Origin of the sequence: Massilibacteroides vaginae, from assembly GCF_900178525.1 — a bacterium.
Classification (GTDB): Bacteria; Bacteroidota; Bacteroidia; order Bacteroidales; family Tannerellaceae; genus Massilibacteroides; species Massilibacteroides vaginae.
The window spans coordinates 46,060-68,057 of the sequence record NZ_FXDJ01000007.1 but is presented as its reverse complement, the minus strand read 5'-3'; the positions used below and the strand labels follow the sequence as shown (position 1 = coordinate 68,057).

The 21,998-nt window shown below is 35.3% G+C and carries 20 protein-coding genes; 1 reads left to right on the top strand and 19 read right to left on the bottom strand.

The features are described from left to right. Positions 1-3: 3 nt before the first annotated feature. From B9Y81_RS03205 to B9Y81_RS03175, 7 genes are all read right to left on the bottom strand, one after another. The gene (locus B9Y81_RS03205; protein ID WP_085535575.1) at positions 4-1,161 is read right to left on the bottom strand and encodes an NAD(P) transhydrogenase subunit alpha; all 1,158 of its coding nucleotides are present in this window, start codon (positions 1,159-1,161) and stop codon (positions 4-6) included. Between the two features lie 25 nt (positions 1,162-1,186). Then, complete coding sequence (locus B9Y81_RS03200; protein WP_139822884.1) at positions 1,187-2,488, bottom strand: prefoldin domain-containing protein; 1,302 nt, start codon at positions 2,486-2,488, stop codon at positions 1,187-1,189. Between the two features lie 155 nt (positions 2,489-2,643). Further along, a complete protein-coding gene (kynU, locus tag B9Y81_RS03195; RefSeq protein ID WP_085535573.1) occupies positions 2,644-3,933 on the bottom strand; it encodes a kynureninase in 1,290 nt (429 codons plus the stop codon). A 35-nt stretch (positions 3,934-3,968) separates the two neighbouring features. Continuing rightward, the gene (locus B9Y81_RS03190) at positions 3,969-5,159 is read right to left on the bottom strand and encodes an MFS transporter (protein WP_085535572.1); all 1,191 of its coding nucleotides are present in this window, start codon (positions 5,157-5,159) and stop codon (positions 3,969-3,971) included. Between the two features lie 469 nt (positions 5,160-5,628). After that, positions 5,629-6,573, bottom strand: a complete 945-nt coding sequence (locus B9Y81_RS03185) for a hypothetical protein (RefSeq protein WP_085535571.1) — start codon at positions 6,571-6,573, stop codon at positions 5,629-5,631. 638 nt (positions 6,574-7,211) lie between these two features. Beyond that, positions 7,212-8,042 (bottom strand): GIY-YIG nuclease family protein, encoded by an 831-nt coding sequence (locus tag B9Y81_RS03180; protein WP_085535570.1) that lies wholly within the window; start codon positions 8,040-8,042, stop codon positions 7,212-7,214. 28 nt (positions 8,043-8,070) lie between these two features. After that, entirely contained in the window at positions 8,071-9,240 is a 1,170-nt protein-coding gene (locus B9Y81_RS03175) for an ATP-binding protein (protein WP_085535569.1), read from the bottom strand. Between the two features lie 140 nt (positions 9,241-9,380). On the opposite strand from B9Y81_RS03175, the gene B9Y81_RS03170 reads away from it, so the two are divergent. Continuing rightward, positions 9,381-10,151, top strand: coding sequence for a metallophosphoesterase (locus tag B9Y81_RS03170; protein ID WP_085535568.1), 771 nt, complete (start codon positions 9,381-9,383; stop codon positions 10,149-10,151). Between the two features lie 40 nt (positions 10,152-10,191). On the opposite strand, the gene B9Y81_RS03165 is transcribed toward B9Y81_RS03170, so the two are convergent. The 12 genes from B9Y81_RS03165 to B9Y81_RS03110 form a co-directional block, all read right to left on the bottom strand. Next, entirely contained in the window at positions 10,192-11,436 is a 1,245-nt protein-coding gene (locus B9Y81_RS03165) for a restriction endonuclease subunit S (RefSeq protein WP_085535567.1), read from the bottom strand. Continuing rightward, positions 11,429-13,051, bottom strand: coding sequence for an HsdM family class I SAM-dependent methyltransferase (locus tag B9Y81_RS03160; RefSeq protein ID WP_085535566.1), 1,623 nt, complete (start codon positions 13,049-13,051; stop codon positions 11,429-11,431). The genes B9Y81_RS03165 and B9Y81_RS03160 overlap by 8 nt, the downstream gene beginning before the upstream one ends. Continuing rightward, complete coding sequence (locus B9Y81_RS03155) at positions 13,048-16,131, bottom strand: type I restriction endonuclease subunit R (RefSeq protein WP_085535565.1); 3,084 nt, start codon at positions 16,129-16,131, stop codon at positions 13,048-13,050. Before B9Y81_RS03155 ends, B9Y81_RS03160 begins: the two co-directional genes overlap by 4 nt. A gap of 356 nt (positions 16,132-16,487) precedes the next feature. After that, positions 16,488-17,066 (bottom strand): hypothetical protein, encoded by a 579-nt coding sequence (locus B9Y81_RS03150; RefSeq protein WP_085535564.1) that lies wholly within the window; start codon positions 17,064-17,066, stop codon positions 16,488-16,490. A gap of 21 nt (positions 17,067-17,087) precedes the next feature. Further along, positions 17,088-17,996 (bottom strand): relaxase/mobilization nuclease domain-containing protein, encoded by a 909-nt coding sequence (locus tag B9Y81_RS03145; RefSeq protein WP_085535563.1) that lies wholly within the window; start codon positions 17,994-17,996, stop codon positions 17,088-17,090. Continuing rightward, positions 17,993-18,343, bottom strand: a complete 351-nt coding sequence (locus tag B9Y81_RS03140; RefSeq protein WP_085535562.1) for a MobC family plasmid mobilization relaxosome protein — start codon at positions 18,341-18,343, stop codon at positions 17,993-17,995. Before B9Y81_RS03140 ends, B9Y81_RS03145 begins: the two co-directional genes overlap by 4 nt. A 159-nt stretch (positions 18,344-18,502) precedes the next feature. Beyond that, entirely contained in the window at positions 18,503-19,228 is a 726-nt protein-coding gene (locus B9Y81_RS03135) for a P-loop NTPase family protein (RefSeq protein WP_139822882.1), read from the bottom strand. Beyond that, on the bottom strand, positions 19,182-19,571 hold the full coding sequence (locus B9Y81_RS03130; protein WP_085535560.1) for a hypothetical protein: 390 nt from the start codon (positions 19,569-19,571) through the stop codon (positions 19,182-19,184). The genes B9Y81_RS03135 and B9Y81_RS03130 overlap by 47 nt, the downstream gene beginning before the upstream one ends. Beyond that, on the bottom strand, positions 19,568-19,912 hold the full coding sequence (locus tag B9Y81_RS03125; RefSeq protein WP_085535559.1) for a helix-turn-helix domain-containing protein: 345 nt from the start codon (positions 19,910-19,912) through the stop codon (positions 19,568-19,570). Before B9Y81_RS03125 ends, B9Y81_RS03130 begins: the two co-directional genes overlap by 4 nt. A gap of 195 nt (positions 19,913-20,107) precedes the next feature. Further along, on the bottom strand, positions 20,108-20,737 hold the full coding sequence (locus tag B9Y81_RS03120; protein ID WP_139822881.1) for a hypothetical protein: 630 nt from the start codon (positions 20,735-20,737) through the stop codon (positions 20,108-20,110). A gap of 54 nt (positions 20,738-20,791) precedes the next feature. Continuing rightward, a complete protein-coding gene (locus tag B9Y81_RS03115; protein ID WP_085535557.1) occupies positions 20,792-21,325 on the bottom strand; it encodes a hypothetical protein in 534 nt (177 codons plus the stop codon). Further along, entirely contained in the window at positions 21,326-21,922 is a 597-nt protein-coding gene (locus B9Y81_RS03110) for a hypothetical protein (protein WP_085535556.1), read from the bottom strand. Positions 21,923-21,998: the final 76 nt, after the last annotated feature.

Sequence of the window (21,998 nt, the reverse complement as noted above, 5' to 3'; positions counted from 1 at the left end):
AATTTATTTGCTCATCGCTTCCAATGCACCTGTGTGCACAATCTTTCCGTCTATCGTAACAAGAATAGCTTTTACGATTTCGTCGGCCATATCCAATTCTATTTTACCATCTTTGGTTAAGAATTTTACCAGATTGTATACATTCTGTGCAAACATCCAAGTTGAACTTGTTGCTAACGTTCCGGGTATATTTTTTACTCCGATAATTGTAACTCCATGTTTAACTTCGGTAGTTCCCGGAGGTGTTAATTCACAGTTACCTCCTTGATCGATTGAAATATCGACAATCACAGAACCGTGTGGCATTTCTTTGACCATATCTTCTGTAAGCAAGATCGGAGCAATTTTACCCGGAATCAATGCCCCACAGAATACGATATCCATTTCTTTGATAACTTCGGTCAGTTTAGCACGTTCTTTTACAAGCCAATCTTCCGGTAACTCTTTGGCATATCCACCTTCAGCGATTGCCATATCAGCCGGAATCCCTAAGTCAACAACTTTTGCTCCGAGACTTTGTGCTTGTTCAACGGCCGCAGGGCGAATATCGGTTGCATAGGTTGTAGCTCCCAAACGTTTGGCTGTAGCCAATGCCTGCAAACCTCCGACTCCAACACCAATAACCAAGACTTTTGCCGGCTGTATAGCACCTACGGCAGTGAACATTGGTGGAATGAACTTAGGAAGTTCGTTGGCCGCCATCAGTATGCCTTTATATCCGGCACAGGTGCTCATAGATGTCAACGCATCCATTGATTGCGCACGAGAGATACGCGGAACGCTGTCTAACGTCATGCTTATTACACCATATTCGGCCAGTTTTTTTACCATTTCGTGGTTTACCGGTGATGCCGGATGTATAAACGTGATCAGATACTGACCTTTGTGCATCAGTTCTACTTCGTGCTTATTGTAGGTTTTATTGAAAAGAGGCTCTTTTACTTTCAATATCAAATCAGCTTTCTGATATACCTCTTCGGCTGAATTAATAATTTGCGCTCCGGCATCAATATAGTGCTCGTCGAGATAATATGATCCCACTCCTGCACTTTGTTCAACCAATACTGTTGCACCATCTGTGATATACTTTTTCACAGCTTCCGGACTTGCTGCCACACGAGCTTCTCCAGGCATAATTTCTCTTGGTATTCCAATAATCATAATACTTGTCTTTTTGTTAGTTTGTTTAATATTTATATTGAACTCTTAGTGAAAATACATTGTCTTTTCTGTTTCTGTTGTAGCCTTGTTCTGCCAGATTTATCGATTTTTCATTAATAGGCATTTCATAAAATGCTTGTACGCGGATTCCGGGATACGGCAGCCAGATTAAACCTAAACTTACTGTTTGATAGCGAATATCGGTCACATTGGTATTGTATTTTCCGATTTCATCATTTGAAACTTTCGTGTTTGGGTCGTGCCAACTGTAACCACCCCAAAACGTCAAAGGTATTTTTGCTCCGATTTGTTGCAGGTAATATACATAACCGCCATTAAAATCTCTGATGTAAGTATCCGTTGTCGGTCTGTCTTTCGAATTAGGGCTGTCATAAAAATCACTACCTGCCGGTTGTGTTCCGAATACATACTCGCCCCGAAGTTGACTTAATCCGAATGACGTATCAAAGGCAAGTTGAGCATTGACATCGAAGTATTCGCGTTTTGCATATTTCCCGATATTATCAGAGTTGTTGTTTAGTACAAATTTTTCTCCTTCCATTTTATAAATATCTTCGCTTCCTTGATATACCGAACCATAATAGTAAGATACACCTCCCGATAAACGAACGGGCATTTTTTTGCTTGTAGAGGCCGTGATTGTTCCTACAAAATCGCGGCGACTATCAGTTTCCCTTTGCACACCGTTACCTCCGATAAGGCTGAGCTTAACATTCAAATTGGCATACTTCTCCGGAGCTTTATAATTTAGTTGTGCCCCGATGTCGTAAATATCCGGCAGTAAGCTATACAGAAATGATGTTCCTTCTATCAGTTCGTATGCCGAAGGCGAAATACTTAGCTCGTACCCGAAGTTTGGGTTCAATGATCCCAGAGACAGACTGAAGCGCTTTGTCCAAGGGTCTGAAATATTTAAAAAAGCATCACTGAACCACATTTCCTTATTGTCTTTAACTTCCACTGTCAGCAATGCTTGAACAATACCTGTTTCGTACATTGTACTGAAAAACGCCCTTCTAAGACCAAATCTGTTGAATGATTTTTTTCCATAATTTTCATTTGTCGATCCAACCATCATTCTATTCACATCCTTTTGTCCATGTTGATACTGACCTTGGAAATAGGCAGAGAAATAGATATTTTTAGCTATATTAGTAAGAGATGTTTCAACATCGTTTTTAGTGACTGTATCTTCTTGAATTTGAGTGTTTAAATTATCATTATCTTTGCTGATATTTTCTCCTTTAGCAAAAAAGGAAGGGACAAATACAAACATAAACCCTATTAGAATCCAAATATTTTTCATAGTCGAATCTTTATCATTAATGAAATATGGATTGAAATTGATCTCTTATATTGGTGCTGAGTAAAGAACAATCGAGGTATAGAAAGTCGAGGTTAATTATATTGGACTTAGCTAACCTCTTCTTTCTAAACACAATTATTAAACACAATTATTAATTACATTACCATTGCTCTCTCCGCACTGTACTTTTCCCACTCTTTGTTTTCGCCGATTGTTTTCAACGCCTCAACAAGCTTGTACGCATCTTCGTAGCTATTGTAAAGGGCGATTGGTGCCAGACGGATAACGTTTGGTTCACGATAGTCGGGAATTACGTTATGATCTTTCAATGCCAGGCAGATACGGTAAGCCTCGTTATGTACCAGCGATACGTGTCCTCCGCGTTTTGTGTCGTCGGTAGGATTGTTGTACGAATATCCGTATTCTAACAAAGTTGTATCAATCAAATACATTAAATATGCGGTTAGATTAAGCGATTTTTCCCGTACGTTTTTTAAACCTGCTTCGTCATAAATATTCAAAACACCATTTAACGGAGCCATTGCAAAATGACTGGGTGTACCTGTCTGCCATGCAATAGCATCGGGTGCTTGGTCGAATTTATGGCGAAGTTGGAATTGTGTTTCGTCTCTATTTCCAAACCATCCAGCAAGTCCGACAGGTTTGCCAAAGTGCTTTTTATTCACATATAATCCAGCTGTTGCTCCCGGTCCGCCTGATAGATATTTGTAATTACACCAAATCGCAAAATCGGGATCAATCTTTTCGAAATCGTGCTCAACACATCCTATCGAGTGGCAAAGGTCCCAACCAATATAAATGCCTCTTTTATGAGCTTCTTTAGTTACACGTTCCATATCAACAAGCTGAGAACTACGATAAAGAACAGACGGAAGCAGAATAACTGCAACATCGTCGGTCATAGCTTCAATAACATCATCTTCATTGATGAAAATACCGTCTCTGCTTTTTACAACTTTTACTACGTCTTCAACTTTCATCCCTTTCAACTCAACCTGACTGTCTACAGCATAACGGTCGGTTGGGAAGTTCAGGTCGTCAACCAATATTTTATATCTTTCCTTTGTAGGGCGCCAGAATGTACCAATCATCTGATGAACGTTGATGGTTGTATTTCCGGTAACAATAACTTCATTTTCGCCCGCGCATATTAGTTTTGCTAATCTATTACCAATTTCACGTGCATATTGAAAATAATAACCACCTTTAGTGTTCCAGAGTAAAATACCTTCTGTTTTCCATACATTGAACATATCCAGCAAGGCTTCTTCTGCATCTTTCGATGCAAGGCCAAGTGAATTTCCGTCCATATATATTTTGTCGCTCTCCAATTGGTAGAATCTGTCTCTAAAACTTCCGAGAGGATCTTTTTGATCAAGTTCGCGTGCGTAATCTAATCCGGGGTTAAAATTTTTGTTTGCCATTTTTATTTTCTCCTATATTTATAGTTAATAATGTTTTAATTACTTTTGATTGCTTTGTTTTCACGTCTGTAAAATGGATATGATAGTATTGCACCCAACAATGCAACTACTGTAAGAGGCAGAACTCCTATAGCCCATCCGTAGCTACTTACCAAACCTGAAACAATAGGAATTCCGATTAATGCGCCGATGTAATAGAATAAATATACAATTGCAAAACTGTCTTCTATTAATCCTGAATGATGTACAACCTTTGGAACCGAAGAAGCAATAGCGGTTGAAGTAAAGCTTATACAAGTAGATAAAATAATGACTTGTACTAACAATAGGGTTTCCGGGGTTTTGTTTGTTACAAAACAGGCTATGGTCATTACAATGAAAGAGAAAAATCCAATAGTGAGCGGTTTGCCTGTTTTTTCGATAAGAAATCCGATAATAAGCCCTACCGGGATACCTATCAGACCGAATATCATAGAGTTGAAGCTCGAAGTTTCAAGCGATAAATTATAGACAGTTTTAAATATAGTAGGGTAGCCATCTAAGAATGTAAACAGAATGAAGCTAACGGTAGACATAGCTATTGCTAACATTATTATACGGGAATTGCTAAACGCCTCTCTGAGCGATGCTTTTTTTACCCTTTCAGCAGATGTTGAATCGCCGAGCGGATTATCAAATAATATAATAAACAACAAACCTATCAAAGCCGCAGAAACAGCAAGCGACAGCCAAATACTTTTCAGACCATAGCTTTCGTATATCATAGGCAGCACATATATAACCGCCGCATAACCAAATGCTGAAAATGTTCCGAATATTCCGACAGCCAGTCCGTATCCTCCATCTTTGAACCAATGGGTAATCAAGACCATTCCGGTTACCATAATGAAAGAGAACGATACTCCTTCGATAATTCGGGCAATCAGCATAATCGGATAAGAATCTGTAAAATATCCGATAATGTTTCCTAAGAATAAAGCCAGCATAATCACTATGCTAATTTGCTTTGCTCCGTATCTTTTCACCAAACTGCCTCCGGGTATTGCGAGAAAAACAGGGGCGAAGGCAAAGATTGAGACATAGATTGAAACCTCAACCGGATTAATGTTTAATAAAGAAATAAAAGACTCACGTAAGTCTGTTGGAGAAATCTTCATTTGGCTGATAGACAATATCATTGCGCCTAAATAAAGTAAAGAAAACTTGAACCATTTTGATGCTTTCATGTGTGTTCCGTATTAAGATTATTAGCAATTAAATGCTAAGGAAAACGTGCTTAAAATTTCATAGAAGGTTCATCTGTCGAAAATTGCCAGATGCGGATCGGTTCTTGATTTAAGGTCATTTAAATTTTTTAAGATTTAAAAGTTAACTTGATTAACATGGGGACAATTTAGAAATTAGGAAAAAAAACAGGGTGTCGTTTTTTTTCTTAAAACGAAAAAAAAGACGAAGATATTTCTTATTTAGAATGAAATTGTGTTGGATGTATGTATGTTTTATATTTTACAAAAAATAGATTGTTCGCATTTAAATTTCATGTTTTATCTTATAATAAGCGATAAAAAAGCATGTATTTACACTTATTACATGCTGCAGAATTCCACAAAAAAAATAAGGCACAGTTCATTTCATCCTTATACAATAACGATGGAATGAATAGGATAGAACATTATTATAGCGAATATATCGTCTCTATAGAGAATCTATAATTTCTTTTTGATTTGTAAGAAATGATATTTTGGTAAGTTCGCCCGACTGAGTTATAAGTGAAGAACATTTTTTAATGATCTGGATACGTTTCATGTGTGCCTGGCACATTTCTTTATCGAAAGATAAAAGAGAATTCGGAAAATGCAGATCAATGACTGATGCTTCGAGGGCTTTGGAGATTATTAAAGAATGAGACAGATCTAAAATGACATGAGATACGTACATAGATATTTCTTTGCGGCGGAACAGTCCTGAACGAGCTGCCTCATCTATTACATTTAGAATAGAAAGCAGTTCTTTTTTCAGATGTTGTTTTTCTTGATCGGAAATAAGATTGAGTTTATGAAAAAACAGAATGTCACTGGTAATAGAAGTCAACAAATTTGGAGCTAGGATATATATAAGGTTAAAAGATTTAAGTTCTTCCCAATACTCCTCTTGTATCTTCAATAATTTATTGGGTATGTCAATATGTGATAATGGAGAGGGCTGCATTATGCCGGTATTAAATTGAGTCTGTAATAGTTTTAGTTTTGTTAAATACGGATGATCTAAATAGAAAATGTTGGGTATGGAGCGACATACAGAAAACAGTGTGGACTCGGCCTTTTTATTGATTCCCTCCAATACATTGAGGTCGGCTTCAATTTTTTTGATGTGACTATTTGCCGGATTAACATTATCCGGAAGGCGTAAATTGAATGTTACTTTTTCTCCTCCTTCTCTGATGATTAAAGAAGTTAAATTAATATTCAACTTCTTAGATATCGTTACTACTTCAGAGAGCGTAAATTCTACTTCACCCCTAATACGTCTGTAACTGGCCTCTTTTCCAAGATTTATCAACTTAGAAATAAAATCTACAAGTTTTTCATCTTCAGGAACATATCTGGATATAATATCAATAAATTTCTTTTGGTAATCCATATTATTAAATTTAGAGCCCTTTATTATTTAGTCCACGTGTCTTTCAGAAAACAACATGAACAAATATAAGATAATTTTGAAAAACAGTATGAAAACGATATAAAAATCATCAAAAAAAATGATAAAAAATCAACAAAGAAGAGCGCCCATTCCGACTTCGTATCCGAGCATACAAAAGCAGCGATTTTTTTACATTACTATATAAAAAAAAAGATATCCTTTATTTTTCCGAAAATATCCTTTATTTTTCAAAAAATAACCTTTATGTTTTTGGTCGGTATAATATGCTGATTACCAGAGATGTAGAAAAGCCCAAAAAACACCCCCTTTATTAGCATTAAAAAAGGAAAAAACAGTTGCTTTCAACCGGATATTCCTTCAAATCTTTTCCATGTCAATGCCCATTTTTTCGATTAATAGTGATTGGTTGTTGGTTGTTGGTTGCCGATACAGAATGCATACTTTGCATGCAATCAACACTATGTCGTTTTTTTGTGGTACAACCTTCGAAATAGGTTCTATATGCATTCTTTTGTATGTTAAATAGTTAGATTGTTCTTGTAAAGATATAATAGTTGGATGAGATATTGGGTAATATGTTTGATAAATGTTTTCGAGTATTTCATCTAATGAAAATCTTACTCTAATTTATTTCGATAAACTTCATCCAATGTCTTTTCAGATTTATCTTTCCACGTTGTCCATCCATTACTACTTCTGCCTAAGCAAAAGTCGGATGCGGTGCTTGGACTCGAAAAAGTGTAATCTTGCTGTAAAATCAGGATTCCCTTTTCCTCTTTTGCTAAGCTCTCTACTAGCTTTTCCCTTTTTTCTTTCCACGAAAAGGATTGAGTAACAGTGTTAGCAATAATACTACCTTTCAGCACTGTAAATCCATTTTCGGAATAAAAACCTCTTGCATCAATATCTCTAGATTTGGTCATGAAAATATGATTATTTTTCTTCTGTTCTACAATATCAAATATTTTGTATCCAGTGAAAGATGTTAAGAGTTTTATATCTTCAAAAAAACTGTCCATAGTATCTCGTTGATGTTCTGGAAGATTAGGAGCATTGGGCTTTTGCTTGTTTTCTTCAATGTCATATTGTTTAGCTTTCTTGGCTTCATTAATTCCTAGATATTCTAAATATTGGACATCAGCTTTTGTTATATCTCCATCTTTGGAAATGAAGATCAGTGCCTTTTGCCAAAAGTCTTTTTTTGAATCATGATCCTTTACTCTATCTTTGAAACTCTCGGTTTCTCCTAAATATGCTTTAGGATCAAGTTTTTCATTCTCTCCAATCAGAATATAAAATGCTGGTCGTTGCAATTCTTCACGCTCATTAACCAAAGCTATATTAGCCCTTGGAATGAGATACATTTTGCAAGTTCTATTACTTATGAATGAATATTGAGATCCTTGAGGATTCTCATCTATCAAATATGTTGTTATTGTTTTTCCCATCTCTATTTATTGTTCAAGATACACAAATTTAGTATGTCAACCCCAATTGCCACAAAGGAACAATATTTAAGAACCCATTTTCAATATCATCCTTCACAACATAACCATTCTCAATGTCTTTGATTTGCTTCTGTCCCTTGTTTTTACCTCCAACTTCAAAAGTAATATCATCAATCAAGAAATCTGAGACAGTAGATGAAACAACATTGTGCTTCACTCGCATTTGATTCAAGAAGAATGTCTCTCTGATATTTCCAATGTTTGAAGTATCGTTTGCTAGGTTGTAAATAAGGTTAGTATTGTCTAAATAGATTTTATCCACTTTGCCCAATCCTCTAATGCCTCCAGTATTATCACGAAGTTGAGCAATCATTCCAGCCTCTTCAATGTATAGGCAATAGTCCGAAATATTGTTTCTACTAGCTGATAACATTTCAGCAATCTTGCTCATGTTTGGTTTGAATGGTGCACTCTTTGAAATAATAGCCAGCAATTGTTTTAGCTTTCGACCAGTTGCAACATTCATCTCGGCATATATTGGGATGTCATTCTCCAAAGTTTGATTGATAATTTGAGCCAAACGAATGTCAAAATCTTCCTCCAAAGCAAAAGGGTAATAACCTCTCTTCAGATAATCAATATAATAGGGCAAAGGTCGCTCCATCTCTGGGATATCAACCTTATGTTGCAAAATCTCTTCCAATGTATATGTTTTTGCTGAAATATTGTGAAACAACTTTAGATATTCCCGAAAAGATAAGCCTTGCATATTATAAATGACTGCCCTTCGGCTAAGGTCGGAAGCTCCTTTTTTAATATCCAAAACAGAAGAACCAGTAAAAACAACATTTAAATCTTTGTGGTAATCGTAAATGAGTTTTAGTTCTTTCGCCCAATCTTTATATTTATGTATTTCATCAATAAATAGATGTTTTCCTCCAAACTTGACAAAGGTATCAACTAACTCAATGATTTTATTATCCACGAAATAGAAGTCCTCCGCAGTTATATAGAGTGTTTCGGTATGATTAAGATTTTGCTTTATGTATTGCAAAACAAGTGTAGTCTTACCTACACCACGTGGTCCAATCAGTCCTATCATACGATTTTTCCAATTGATTTCGTCGTACATATATCTCAAGAAACTAGTTTCTGTTTCATTTATCAGTTTGTTCGAATACTCAAATAATCGTTCCATATATTTTATTTTACTTCAAAGATAAGAATAAATGCACTTAGATAGTGCAATATATTCATATTTTTGAATATTAAGAGTGCAATTTCAGCAATATTACTATTGCTTGATTGCTTAGACCAACTATTTACTATCTTTAAGCTATGAATTCTTACAACCTCTCTGACAATTACAAACACCTTTGGATATCAGGTGATATTCATGGTGAAATACGTGCTCTAGTTTATAATCTTCGCAGACTGGAGGCTAAGGATACTGTTGTAATTGTGGCTGGTGATTGTGGAATAGGGTTTGAAAAACTAGGACACTATGAAAATATCTATCACAGAATCAAAAATACTCTTGAGAAACAGAATTGCATCCTATTGTTAGTGAGAGGTAATCATGATGATCCATCATTCTTTAGAGAAAAGTTAATAGATTTTCCAAGGATGAAAACTCTTTCTGATTATTCTATTGTATTAGTGGCTAACAGAAATGTTTTGTGTGTTGGTGGTGCAATTTCACTGGATAGATATGACAGAAAACAAGACATAATTAATCGTCAATTAGCTCGTAAAAAAGAATTGCCAATATACTGGACAGATGAATATCCGATTTGTGATTTTGAGAAGTTGGCACTTATTGCTAATAGTGGTGTTAAGGTCGATACTGTTGTAACACATTCAGCTCCTTTGTTTTGCTATCCACAAATCAAACGAAATATGGAGAGAAGAGTTCTCTTTGACCCTCAGCTGATTGAAGATGTAAAGAAAGAACGAGAAACATTATTAGCACTCCATTCTCAATTGCTAAAAGACAATCATCCGATTAAAGATTGGTGTTATGGGCACTTCCACGCCTCTCATATCGAATTTATTGGTGATGTTAGATTTCGATTGTTGGATATTGATGAGTTGGGTGAGATCTTTTGAATCTTTGAATTCTCAACTAAATGATAATTTACCAAACGAATCACTCCACTTTTACTTGACCATTCATTAACATAGGTAGAAGCCAGTCTCGGAGAGAGGAGAGTTGTTGGTTTTGTTCTTGATTAGTACCCATTATATCAAATGATTTAGATATTATCTTTTCGAAAGATGTCAATAAGTTAATTGATTTGGGTAGAGCAATTTTATATAATTCAAGAATCTTTGTATCTACTCTTTTACGCCCAGAAGTACCAATCATATTTGCTATTGCATAGTGTCTGAAATAAGTTGTGCGAGCCAAGCATGAAATAAAAGAACTAAAATCCCTGTTTATTCCTCGCATTACTATAAATTCAGTAGAACCAAATGCAACTTCCATATCATCTAACATTTTAACTAAAGCAGTTTTTCCATTTTCTAAGCATGGTGTAATTCTTGCTAATAACACATCATTATTTTGAAATTTAATTCCCCCAGAATATTCTTTTTTTTGAATATCAGTTATCATATATCCTTCATTAGGTATAGAATACATGTCTACATAATTTGCAATTGTATTCCTCTTTATGTCTAATTTAGGATTAAATTCAATTATCTCCCTTAGTTCTTTCACCTCCCAGCCCTCAGGAATATCCCTCTTCAATTGCTTATTATACACCATTTTTCCGCCACTCGACTTGTAGGGCTTTCCATCCTCATTGGGGAACTCAAATTGAACAAACCAATAATCATAGAGTAGTTTTGCTTGTTGCTCTAAATTATCATTTATCTTATTATTCAATTCAATTTTATCATCTAAAGTAGATAAAACAGAGGCTATCTTTTGTTGCAAACGAAGTTTTGGAAATCTGAAATTCAAATTCCCAATGCTTTCAGGTTTGATGGAAGGATATGCTGAAACAGAATTCTCAGCTATTGTTTGTAAGTGACGTGTAACATCAGGCTGTGTTAGCTTGTAATACAGGTATTTACTATCAATATTTTGCGAGATTACATCTATTGTCACAAATCCAGTAGAAACAATAATGTCATCAATATCTTCTCTATGTTCAAATATGCCATAATGTTCTTGATTAGGTCGTACTGTGGAATAAATGATACTCTTATCTTTAACCTTTCTCCTAGCACGACTAGGAAAGTCCTCAGTTAATAGTTGAAGTTGATTAATTACATTCCTTGTAATATTGCTAGTGTCAAGGTACTTGATTTCACTATATTTGTCGCGTTTCGTAATTGAGTTAGCATTTAATTTTGCAACATCTTCGATTCTAAGTAAATCACTCATACTTCAACCCTCCCAACTGTTTTTTTATTTCCTCTTCTAACTTATGAGATTCTGTAAAAAGTGTATCTAGGCTAGTTTTGTAGGCATTCATCTTTTCGGCAAATTCTTCTGGTGTTATGTCGATATATTCTATTTTCACCTCAAAATATTGTCCTGCACTCAAAGAATAATTTTTCTCTTTTATCTCATCTGAAGTAACCACTACCGCAAAGTCATCTTCAGGTTGTTTATTATTCATTGCATCTACAATGCGAGATTCTTCCTTCGGAGTTAGCACAGTTCGTTGGTTTTTTCCATCCTTTACCGTTTCGCCCAACTTGGAAGCATCTACCAAAACAATATTTTCGCTATCAGCTTGTGCATCTAAAAAGAGTACACTCACATTAGTACCCGTACTTGCAAAAATATTACTTGGCATACTTACCACACCACGAAGCATTTTTCGCTCTATAAGAGCTTCACGTATTTTTTTCTCTATTCCACTTTGTGCAGTAATGAAGCCAGTAGGAACAACAATGGCTGCTCTACCTCTTTCTTTATTCAAACTGAATATAATGTGTTGAATAAATAGCAAATAGATAGACATTCCATTCTTATTAGCTTTAGGTATATTAGGTAATCCAGCAAAGAAACGTTCATTATTAGAATCCTTATCCAAGTCGTTTCTGAAATCAGAGAAATCTAATTTGAAAGGAGGATTGGAAACTATAAAGTCAAACTTTTCGTCAAAATAAGATGGTTCTAAAATTGTATTCCCTTTGATGATGTTGGGTATAGATTGCGAAAGATTATTCAACACCAAGTTTAGTCGCAACATATTAGACGACTTCTGCGAAATATCTTCAGAATAGATACTACATTTTTTTTCGCCAATGGCATGAGCAATATTCATCAACAATGTTCCCGAGCCAGCACTTGGATCATAACACTTCACATCTCTTATATCCTCATCCTTGCCAACTAATATGGCAGCCATAATGCGTGCTACGGCATGAGGAGTGTAGTATTCAGCATATTTTCCTCCACTATCAGTGTTGTAGTCTTTGATGAGATACTCAAAAATAGTAGCAAAAAAATCATATTTAGATTCAAACATATGCTCAAAGCTAAATTCTACCAGTTTGCTTATTAATGCTTTGCAAAAGGCATCACGTTGTGATGGGTCAGATATAAACTGACTCAATCTATCAAACATTGTGTCCTTAGCTCCAGAGCTCGATTTGACTGAATATATTGCTGCATTTTCAGCACTGATAGCTGCTAGAGTATCGTCGAAAGTGTTTGCAAAATCTCCCTCATTCGATCTGTTGTAAAGATAGGAGATAGTATGTTCAGCTTTTAGTTTGGGAGCATTATTCCCTATGCGAGCGAATAGAAAACTGGTTTCATTATCGCTCAAACCAGCAAAAGCCTCTTGAAAGTTTTCAGCCTCGTTCAAAGTTTTGTTTACTTTTTTTGCCTCATATGCAAACTTGTCGTTGATGAATTTGTATAAAAAAACTTGAGTTATGATTTTGAACTCATTTCCATCATTACCCAATCCATAATTGGCACATACGCTTTTTAGATTGTCTATTAAGCTTTTAGTTTGGGTTATAAATTTTATATCTGTCATTGTCTTAATCCTCTATATTGATTGTAATATTCAGAAACTATCAAATCATTTATGTTTTGAACAGTATTGAAATCTTCTGTTACTAGTTTATTGTTATCTACAAAATACTTGATAACAGACTCCATAACTTCATTCTTGAAATATTGTTCGTTAGTTATCAGTGTTTGTTTATTTTGTAGTTGTTCGTCCATTTCAGTTTTCACAGCCATTAATGCTTCATGCAATTGTCGTTCTTTGGCTGTGAGACTTCCTTTCTCCATCAATCGTTTATGAATTCGAGCATACTTTTCGTCTTGTTGATATTTGGCTTTTAGTAAACTATTTTCTCTATTGAGAATAGCTACTCTATCATAAATAGCTTGTAAAAGTTGGATGTGTTCATGCATCTGTTCTTGACTCACCTCTTCCAAGTTTTTATTCTTAAAGATGCGCTCCAATTCATCCTTAAGAGATACAAATTGAGGGTCTTTGGTGTCGAAGTTATTTAGAAGTGCTTCTCTAACTTGTTTTATTTTCGACGCTAACTCATCAGCAAGTTTAAGTTCATGTTCCGATGTTTTAGTAAAGACAAAAACAATATCCTCAAGAGCTTGATTGAGCAAATTAGTTGTGTCAGCCTCATTGTTTACACTATCCACAAGATTTAATGTATCCAATCTTGCTTGAGCAACTTGTCGTAGGATGTTTAACGTATTAAAATCTAATTTTTCTAATAAGTCCTCATAACCTTGTAAACGGATTAAACTCTTCAATTCCTTCGCATTTTGTAACGATTTGAGTAAGAGCCTAAGTTGTTCTTTATCTTTGATAGAACTGATTTGAGAGTTAAAGATTTCTTTATTTTGAGTGTCGTATCTAAAAAGGTTGTCTTTAATTCCTTCAATCTCTTCTTTTATTTCTTCTTGCGATTTGAATAAATTGCTATACAAATCAAGGTCATCACCCAGTTCACCTTTTAATTCTTTTAGATAGTTGTCATTAGTTTCGTTAAATGCTTTTGTAATATCTGCAAAATCAACAACATATCCGTACTGAAAATTTTTGTAAGGACGATTGACACGTGTTAGTGTTTGTAATAAATTATGATCTTGAACTACCCTTGCTAGATATAGTTTTTTCAAGCGTTTGGCATCAAAGCCAGTAAGCAACATATTGTAAACAAATAGGATGTCAATTTTCCCATCCTTGAAGTCCTTAATTTGTCCTTTCCTATCATCTTTAGTATTAACATCATGAAGAATTAAAGCTCCTTTAAGTGGGGTGTTGTCTACTTTGCCATACTGCGGGCTTGGTTCAGCAGCTATTAATGTACTTCCAGAACCTTGATAACCAAATTCTTCTTGAAAACATTGGAATAGCATTTTAGCTTGTTCAGATGAATCGCAAACCACCATTGCCCCCAAACTATCATCACTCTCATTACGCCTAAATTGTCTCAAGTCTCGCACAATATAATCTAACATTGGAGATACAAATTTGCGGTGAGCAAAAATCTGCTTTTTACTCAATGAGCCTTCAAGGATATCTATTTGATCTAATATCTCTTGCATTTGCATTTTGTATGCAGTGTCTATACCTTCACGAATAAGGCGAAGTGTATATCCATCGGCAATAGACATATTGTAATAGTACTTGTGAATATAGTCGCCAAAGAGAGTTTTAGAATCATACTCTTTTGCTACTTCACGCAATAAAGGTGTGCCTGTGAGAGCTATTTTTATTGCGTTATTGTCTGAGTTAATCAAGTTCGCAAGATAGTTTCCTTTAGGATTATAACTGCGATGTGCTTCATCAAGAAAATAAATCCGTTGAATATTTATATCATATGATAGATCAGTGGCTACAGTTGAATCTTCTGTAAACTTTTGAATATTCACAACAGAAATTTCATTCTCGCCAGAGTTAGTGTGAGTTGCACTAACCGTTTTCATATCATTGAAGAAATCAAGCCTAGAGTTAACGTTTCGAACAACAAGTCCTCGGTTTCTAAACTCTTTGGAAGCTTGGTCAGCTAAATCTATTCTATCTACAATGAAATAAAACTTGGGAATAATATTCTTTTTCTGAAAATAATCAGTCAAGAAACGAACATTGTAATATGCCAGGGCAGTTTTTCCACTACCTTGAGTATGCCAAATTATTCCCTGTTTTATACCCTCATCCAACTTCTGTTCTATTGCCTTAGTAGCAAATAGTTGAGGATATCGCATGATGTGTTTCTGTAAGGTTTTCTTTCCATCTTTCTCCTCTTCTACATAAGTGATTGCGTAGCGAAGAATAAATGCAAGTCGTTCTTTGCTGAGCAAAGAAGTTAGTATCCTATTTGTAGGAGTGCTATAATGTTTATTGAGGGCAAATTCGGGTGAATGTTTTATAACTGTAAGGTTATTATCTTTTAAAATTTGATTCTCAATCAGTTCACTTTCATGCGAAAGCAGTTGGGTGAGATTCAAGTTCTCCTCCTCTCTGAAATAGTTAAAAATAAGATCTGATTTAGCAGATGTGGCATAATATGCTCCTAATATTGGCTCTATTACACCATCTTCATATTCCATATTGTTTGAGAATATCATCAGTTGAGTGATATTAGCAAAACGTTTGAATTTTGGATTTTGAAATCGCTCATTTATTCTCCTTCTTTCATCCAAGATTCCATCCTTATTGTTCGGCTTCTTAACCTCTACAAAAGCTAGAGGCATTCCATTAATAACAATAGTGATGTCTGGTCTAAACTCCTCATCACCATTTTTGCAAGTCAATTCAGTAGTAATATGAAAACTGTTGTTATTCAAGTTTTCGTAGTCGAAAAGCTTTATCCCTGATATTGAAGATAGAATTTTGAAAAACTCTCGTCCCAAATCATCATAATCTAGTTTTAGATGAATATCGTCAAGCATAGCGTTGATTTCTCTTTCTGTGAGAGTCGGATTGATACGAGCAATACTCTCCTTGAAAATAGCAGGAAATATATTACTATCCACGTTTCTATCACATTCTGATTTAGGAATGTAAGTATAGCCTAACCTCACTAAATGGAGGATAGCTGGTATCTTTACTCTCGAATCTTCATTAAACTTCATAGTAGATAAATTGATTGCGGTTAAAGATACATATTCTGTTAAATCTTTGCATCATGAAAGGAAAGAGAAATTCTATGGTGTCTCTGCTCTAAACTAAAATCTATTTTTCGTCTTTCAACTACAATACCCCCATTTACACCAAAAGAATAAACAAGCAAGACTTTTCCACAAAATACACTAGTCGCAAACTAGGAAGATTTTGTGGAAAACCGATAGGCTTGGTCTTGTTTGTTTATTCTTGGTGGATACCTTTGTAATGTAGTTTGATGAACGCATGAACGCATGAACGCATGAACGCATGAACGCATGAACGCATGAACGCATGAACGCATGAACGCATGAATGAGTGTATGCAATCATTGCTTCAATCTATTAGCCTCAGATTGTAGCTTCCTCGCCTCTTCCTCTTTCAACTTTGCTTGCTCCAATCGCTCAGCTCTAGCTTTCACATCTTCTTCATATTGGATTGTCGCTTGTCGTATTTCTCTGATTTTGTTAGGATTTCGGTTATATCCAAATATATCCTCTAGTTTATAGATGCTAGTTGAGTCTGATTTGTTGAAAGCTTTGATATACCTATATTTCAAATCATTGTCAGATAATTGGCTTATAGTTTCTCGTTGTTGATAGTGAAAAAAGAAAGATATGAGAATCAATATACCCATTCCTATCATGCTGAAAAATACCCATGATGAGGCAATGTCAATTGTCAATCTGTGACTTACCTTTTTAGGAGCAAGTTGAATTTGCTCGATACCTTCTAGTTTTGCCAATATAACTTCCTCTGATTGGCAGAAGTGGTCTGTAATCTTTTGAATATCAGTTGTACTAATACTTGGCTCTTGGTTGGCTTTGTTAGTTAAATTTGTTTCTAATGGTTTGAGCATCTGTTTCAACTCTTCAAACATGATGCTTACTGTTCCTATTTCACTCATAATCTTGTTTTTATTAATTTATTAAAATCTTAGTCCTCGTTTTTTCTTGCGTTGTCTTTGCTTTTCCTCGTAGTCCATTCTGTTGGCAAATGCTATTTCATCAAAGTCTTCCCCATGTTGCTCCATCGTAGCCAAACTCGCCACAGACTCTAAAGAAGAATCCATTGATGTAGATTGAGAGATACTATTTTTTTGCTCTTGGCTATTTTGGTTTAGCTGATAATCAATCTTTGAATAACTGAATTGCCTATCTACTTTTGAACCATTGAAGGAGTATTCGCCCTTACTGAAGATAACTCCTTGTTTCTCATCAGTATGCCCCTTGTATTTAAACTGTGTTTCAATACCTTGTTTCTGTAAAGTTCTGGTCAGCTCATCCCAGTTCTTACACTTGGGCAAAGTGCTTTTAATTGTATTATAGACTTCATACTTCGTTTTATCAGGCTCTTTCAAACGATGTGTTTTTACTTGTTCCTTACCTGATGCGATGTAGAGTCCGTGTTTCTTGGTCAACTCTCTGCAAATCTTGCTACTTCTATGTCTGTCATTCTTGTCAGATATAGTTTTGCCCTGATTATCAACCCGATTAAAGCATAGATGCAAATGTGCGTGTTCTTTATCGAAATGCATAGCTAAAATATATTGTGTATCCACGATTCCCATTTTCTGCATATACTCTCTTGCCACTTTTGCCATCAATTCATCCGAGAGCTTGCCAATATCTCGAGCAGAAAAACTAAGTGAAATATGACAAACTGATTGGGCTAAATTGGGCTTCAACTTTGCTTGAGCTACAAAACTCTGAATAATAGATATTTTATCTTTCAACCTCACATCTTTGGCATCCAATAGCTTTGTACCTTTCTTATCATCCAAAATGTATTTCACACAACCACTAAAACTCTTGCCTTTTACAATTTTCGCTATCATTGGCGTAGCTCTTTTAGTAAATTGTCGATACGCTCCATTAGCATTTTACACTCATCTCGTACCATCGAATAACCTTGCACATTGGCACGATATGCAAGCTGATTGATATTATTTGCCATGCCTGATAACTTTCGAATAGAATCAGCTTGCTCCACTGAAAGCCTCTCTTTGATGTAGCCAGTCGACAAACAATTTCTGACAAATTCGCTGATATTGCTACTTGCTTTTTTAACCTTGGCGAGCAACGAATAATACTCGCCAGTTTCTAATTTCACATTGATTCGGTAGGTCTTTTTCTTTCCCAATTCTTTCTTTGGGCGACCTCCTTTTGCTCTATCTTGAATCATAATTTTTACTCTTAGTTTTTAATTTCAGACCAACGGGATTCGCCCTTTCTGCACCCATCGGAAGTGGAAAGCAAGTAGTTTTGGACATACCAAAACATAAACTTGCTACGCTAAAATTTGAAATGAGATAGGGTGTTCCACCTATCATGATTTTACTCTTCATTTTCTTCGACTTTCGCCCCTCATGGGGATGAAATTGAACATCATTTTAAGTCGGTCGCCAATCATTCCGCCATAGTATTTGTTGGATGATAAAGTCTCCCAAGTGAAGTTTGTAGTACCATGAGTCATTGAATTATTATCACTTCGAATACTCAATAATTCAGACACAGGATGAAGAATATTTCCAAAGTCTTGCACTGTTTTCGCCTCCCTCCCAAACTCGTCAATGATGAGTGGACGGAACTCAAAACTGCTATGGCTCTGTTTGATTAGTTGTTCTTGCAATTGGCTCGACTTGATAAATGTGATATTCGGAATATGCCAAGCCAATCGCTTGATGATGTAATTGTGAATCTGTAAATATGTTCCCATCAGGACAGTTTTTCCACAACCATATTTGCCCTGAAGCATGATTCCTTTTTCAAGATCTCCAGCAAATGATGAATCTCTGGTGAGATACAAAAACAGTTGCTTGATGATGGGCTCATTGTATTGGTCGAACTCAAAACTCTTATTCTGATTTTGCTGAAGCAGAAAGTGTGTCCCAAAAGACAAAAACAAATTGCAAAACTCATCAAACGAAATCGGGAGCGGAACAAACCGCTGTTCAATCTTTTTCTTTTCATGGGATAGTTTCTCTTCAATGTCATTTTTCAACATATCATAAAAACTGCCACTAATCGAAGTCACTTCCCGAATAGACAAAACCTTTCTTTTTTCCATAAGTCTTTGTATTAGTATTTTTATCTTTAGTCTTTATATACTCTGAGAGTTTAGGAATGAGGCTAGGTGTTAGAATCTGATACTTAGCCTTACACCTATATCCACCCCCAGTCGCATAGTCTATGAGCTTTGCTTCCTTCAATTTTTGCTTCGCTGTTCGTAAAACTTGAGTAGAAAAACCCATATTTGCCATCATCTTCGAATCGGCATATTCAAACCATTCTGCCCAATAGGAGCGATTGGCGAGATAGATCAAAAAGAAGTACAATTTGGCTTCATTTCCAGTGAAAGATTCTTGCTCATCTACTCGCCAAAAGTTGTTTAGTAATTCGTATAGATTCATCGCCTTCTGTTTTTAGGATACATTTCGGCTTCTATTTCGGCTCTCATGTCTTCCAGTGTTTTGCGTTTGCCTTTGGCAATCCACTCTATCAACTCATCTTCAAAGAAGAAAAGTTTCTTCCCTCGTTTGTAACTTGGTAACAATCCTTTTCGGACTAAAGTATAAATGGTCGGTTTTGCTTTTTGGATAATGCGACACGCTTCGTCAATGTCGATAGGTATCCTTTTTTCGGGAGCAGTAATTCTCTTTTCAGCAATCAAAGTTTTCAACTCTGATACCGATTGAATTAGATAAGCCACCGCCTCGGGCAACTTGTCAAATGTAATTTCTGTACACGTCATAATTTTTGGTTTTAATTAATGATGCGCAAGTGTACGAGGTGATATAAAGGGGACAAGCATCACCTAAAAGTCTCTTTTAGTTGGTGCTTAATAGTGATATTGGTATTGATAATCAGTAGTGTAGTAGTGGTGATTGATTGGAGATATACATTTTTGACAAACTTTGCTCCAATATCTGCTGTGGCAAGTGCTGTTTTAGAGGATTATATCCTTTTTCAACTCGATTATACAAGCTCCTTCATCAAAAGTTAGCTTCTTTCTGATAGTTGTTGATTCAATATCTGAAAGTTGTTTATTGAAAACGATCTTTAGAAAATGTACAATATCTTCCTGTTTGTTTTTCTTGATGGGTTTAAAGTGATTCCAAATATTCCAGCCATAATGATAGAGATCGATATTCGATAGTTCTTTAATTGATATTGCTTTAGAAGGTTTAAAATCAACATTATAGAGATAATCTGAAAGTGCAGAACAAATGATTCTTATATTTTCGTCAGATGTGTAAGGAGCAAAGGTTTCTTGGGTGTATTTGATAGCATTGTCAAGTGAAAGTATGTTTTGTTGGTGTTGATCTAACTGGTATTGTTCTCGTATTGAATCTAAAGTTTGCTCCTCATCTTCTATTGTTTGATTAATTGCCTCTTCCGAAATGTCTTTTTTTTCAGTTGGCTTGCTTACAATGTGTTGAAGTAGTTCGATATATGAAATGAAAAATAGAATACCAATAACTAACACAATGAAAAATATAGTATTAGCCCCAAAGTCATCAAACCCTTGAGAAAGGAAAAAGTAGCGACTAAGCAATGCCAAAACTGCTATTCCCATAGTGCCACAAACTATTAGCGTTATGTTATTTATATCCTTGTAATTCATCGAATATTATATTATTTGTAAAGATTTTCCCTTTACCATTGCTTTCAAAATGTTCTTTCTGGTAGCACTCATTGCAGGCGATAAATCTCTCTCCATTGTTTCCAAAGTGATTCTCAATTCTTGCAACAACTCAGGAATTGGGCGACAAAGTTCATAGGCAATTTTCATACAAGTAGCCTGAACGGCATAAGGCTCACTTGCTGAGATCATGCTCTCTAAACAGAAGTCGAGAAAATCGACACGTGGCGGATTTGCCATTGGCTGACGATAAATAAGTGAGAGCAAAACTCGCTTTTTACCATTGTGAGTACATTGCATCAACTCATCAATCAATTTGTCTTGCTTGGAATATAGCCAGCAATTTTCTGTAAGTGAAAAGTGCGTCATTGCCCACGTCGCTTGATATGCTACATACTCATCTTCGTCAAAAATCAAATCGAACAATTCTTGTTTTCGAGCATCATTGCCTTGTGTGAGATATCCTATTTCATAAATATCTTCCATTCCAATGCGTGTGGATAATTTTGTTTTGAAGTTCATTTATAAATCTTTATGTGATATTGATTTATTGTACTCATCTCTCATTTTCTTAATCACATCAATCGGTATCTCCCTATCTGAATCGACTACCTTTTCTCCATTATTCAAGTAGAATTGTATAGGGTAGTTACCAGTTGCTTTGTCTAAGTCCAACTCTACACCTAGCTCTAGAGCTTCTTCTTTGGAATAAAAATCCTCTCCTGATTGATAGCAAAATTGAATTTTATCAAAATGATTAATCGTCTTTATTGATTTAAATGGTTTGTTGACTTGTTCATACTCAAGATTATTAGGATGCAATGTTAATATTTCCGTTCCTCTTTTTCTCCACCAGTAGTTTGAAAAAAAGTAAAGAATCAAGAAAACTTCAAGAATAAGAACGATAGTATTAGCAATAATATATCCCATTGTTATTTCAAGTATTGAAAACACCAACACTTGAAAGCCTATATGAAATATGAGTAAACTACTAAATAATATCAGTCCACCCAGATGAAATAGTGGTAAATCTCTTTGAGCCTCAATAATCAATCTTAGAGAACCATCACTTTTTTCTAAGGTATATGGATGCTTTGTTTGGGTGCATTCTTTAATCATATAACTTCAAATTTATTATTACTATTCTACCCAGACGCTGCACTGTCAAGTTTTACTTTACAGTTGTTTATATTTA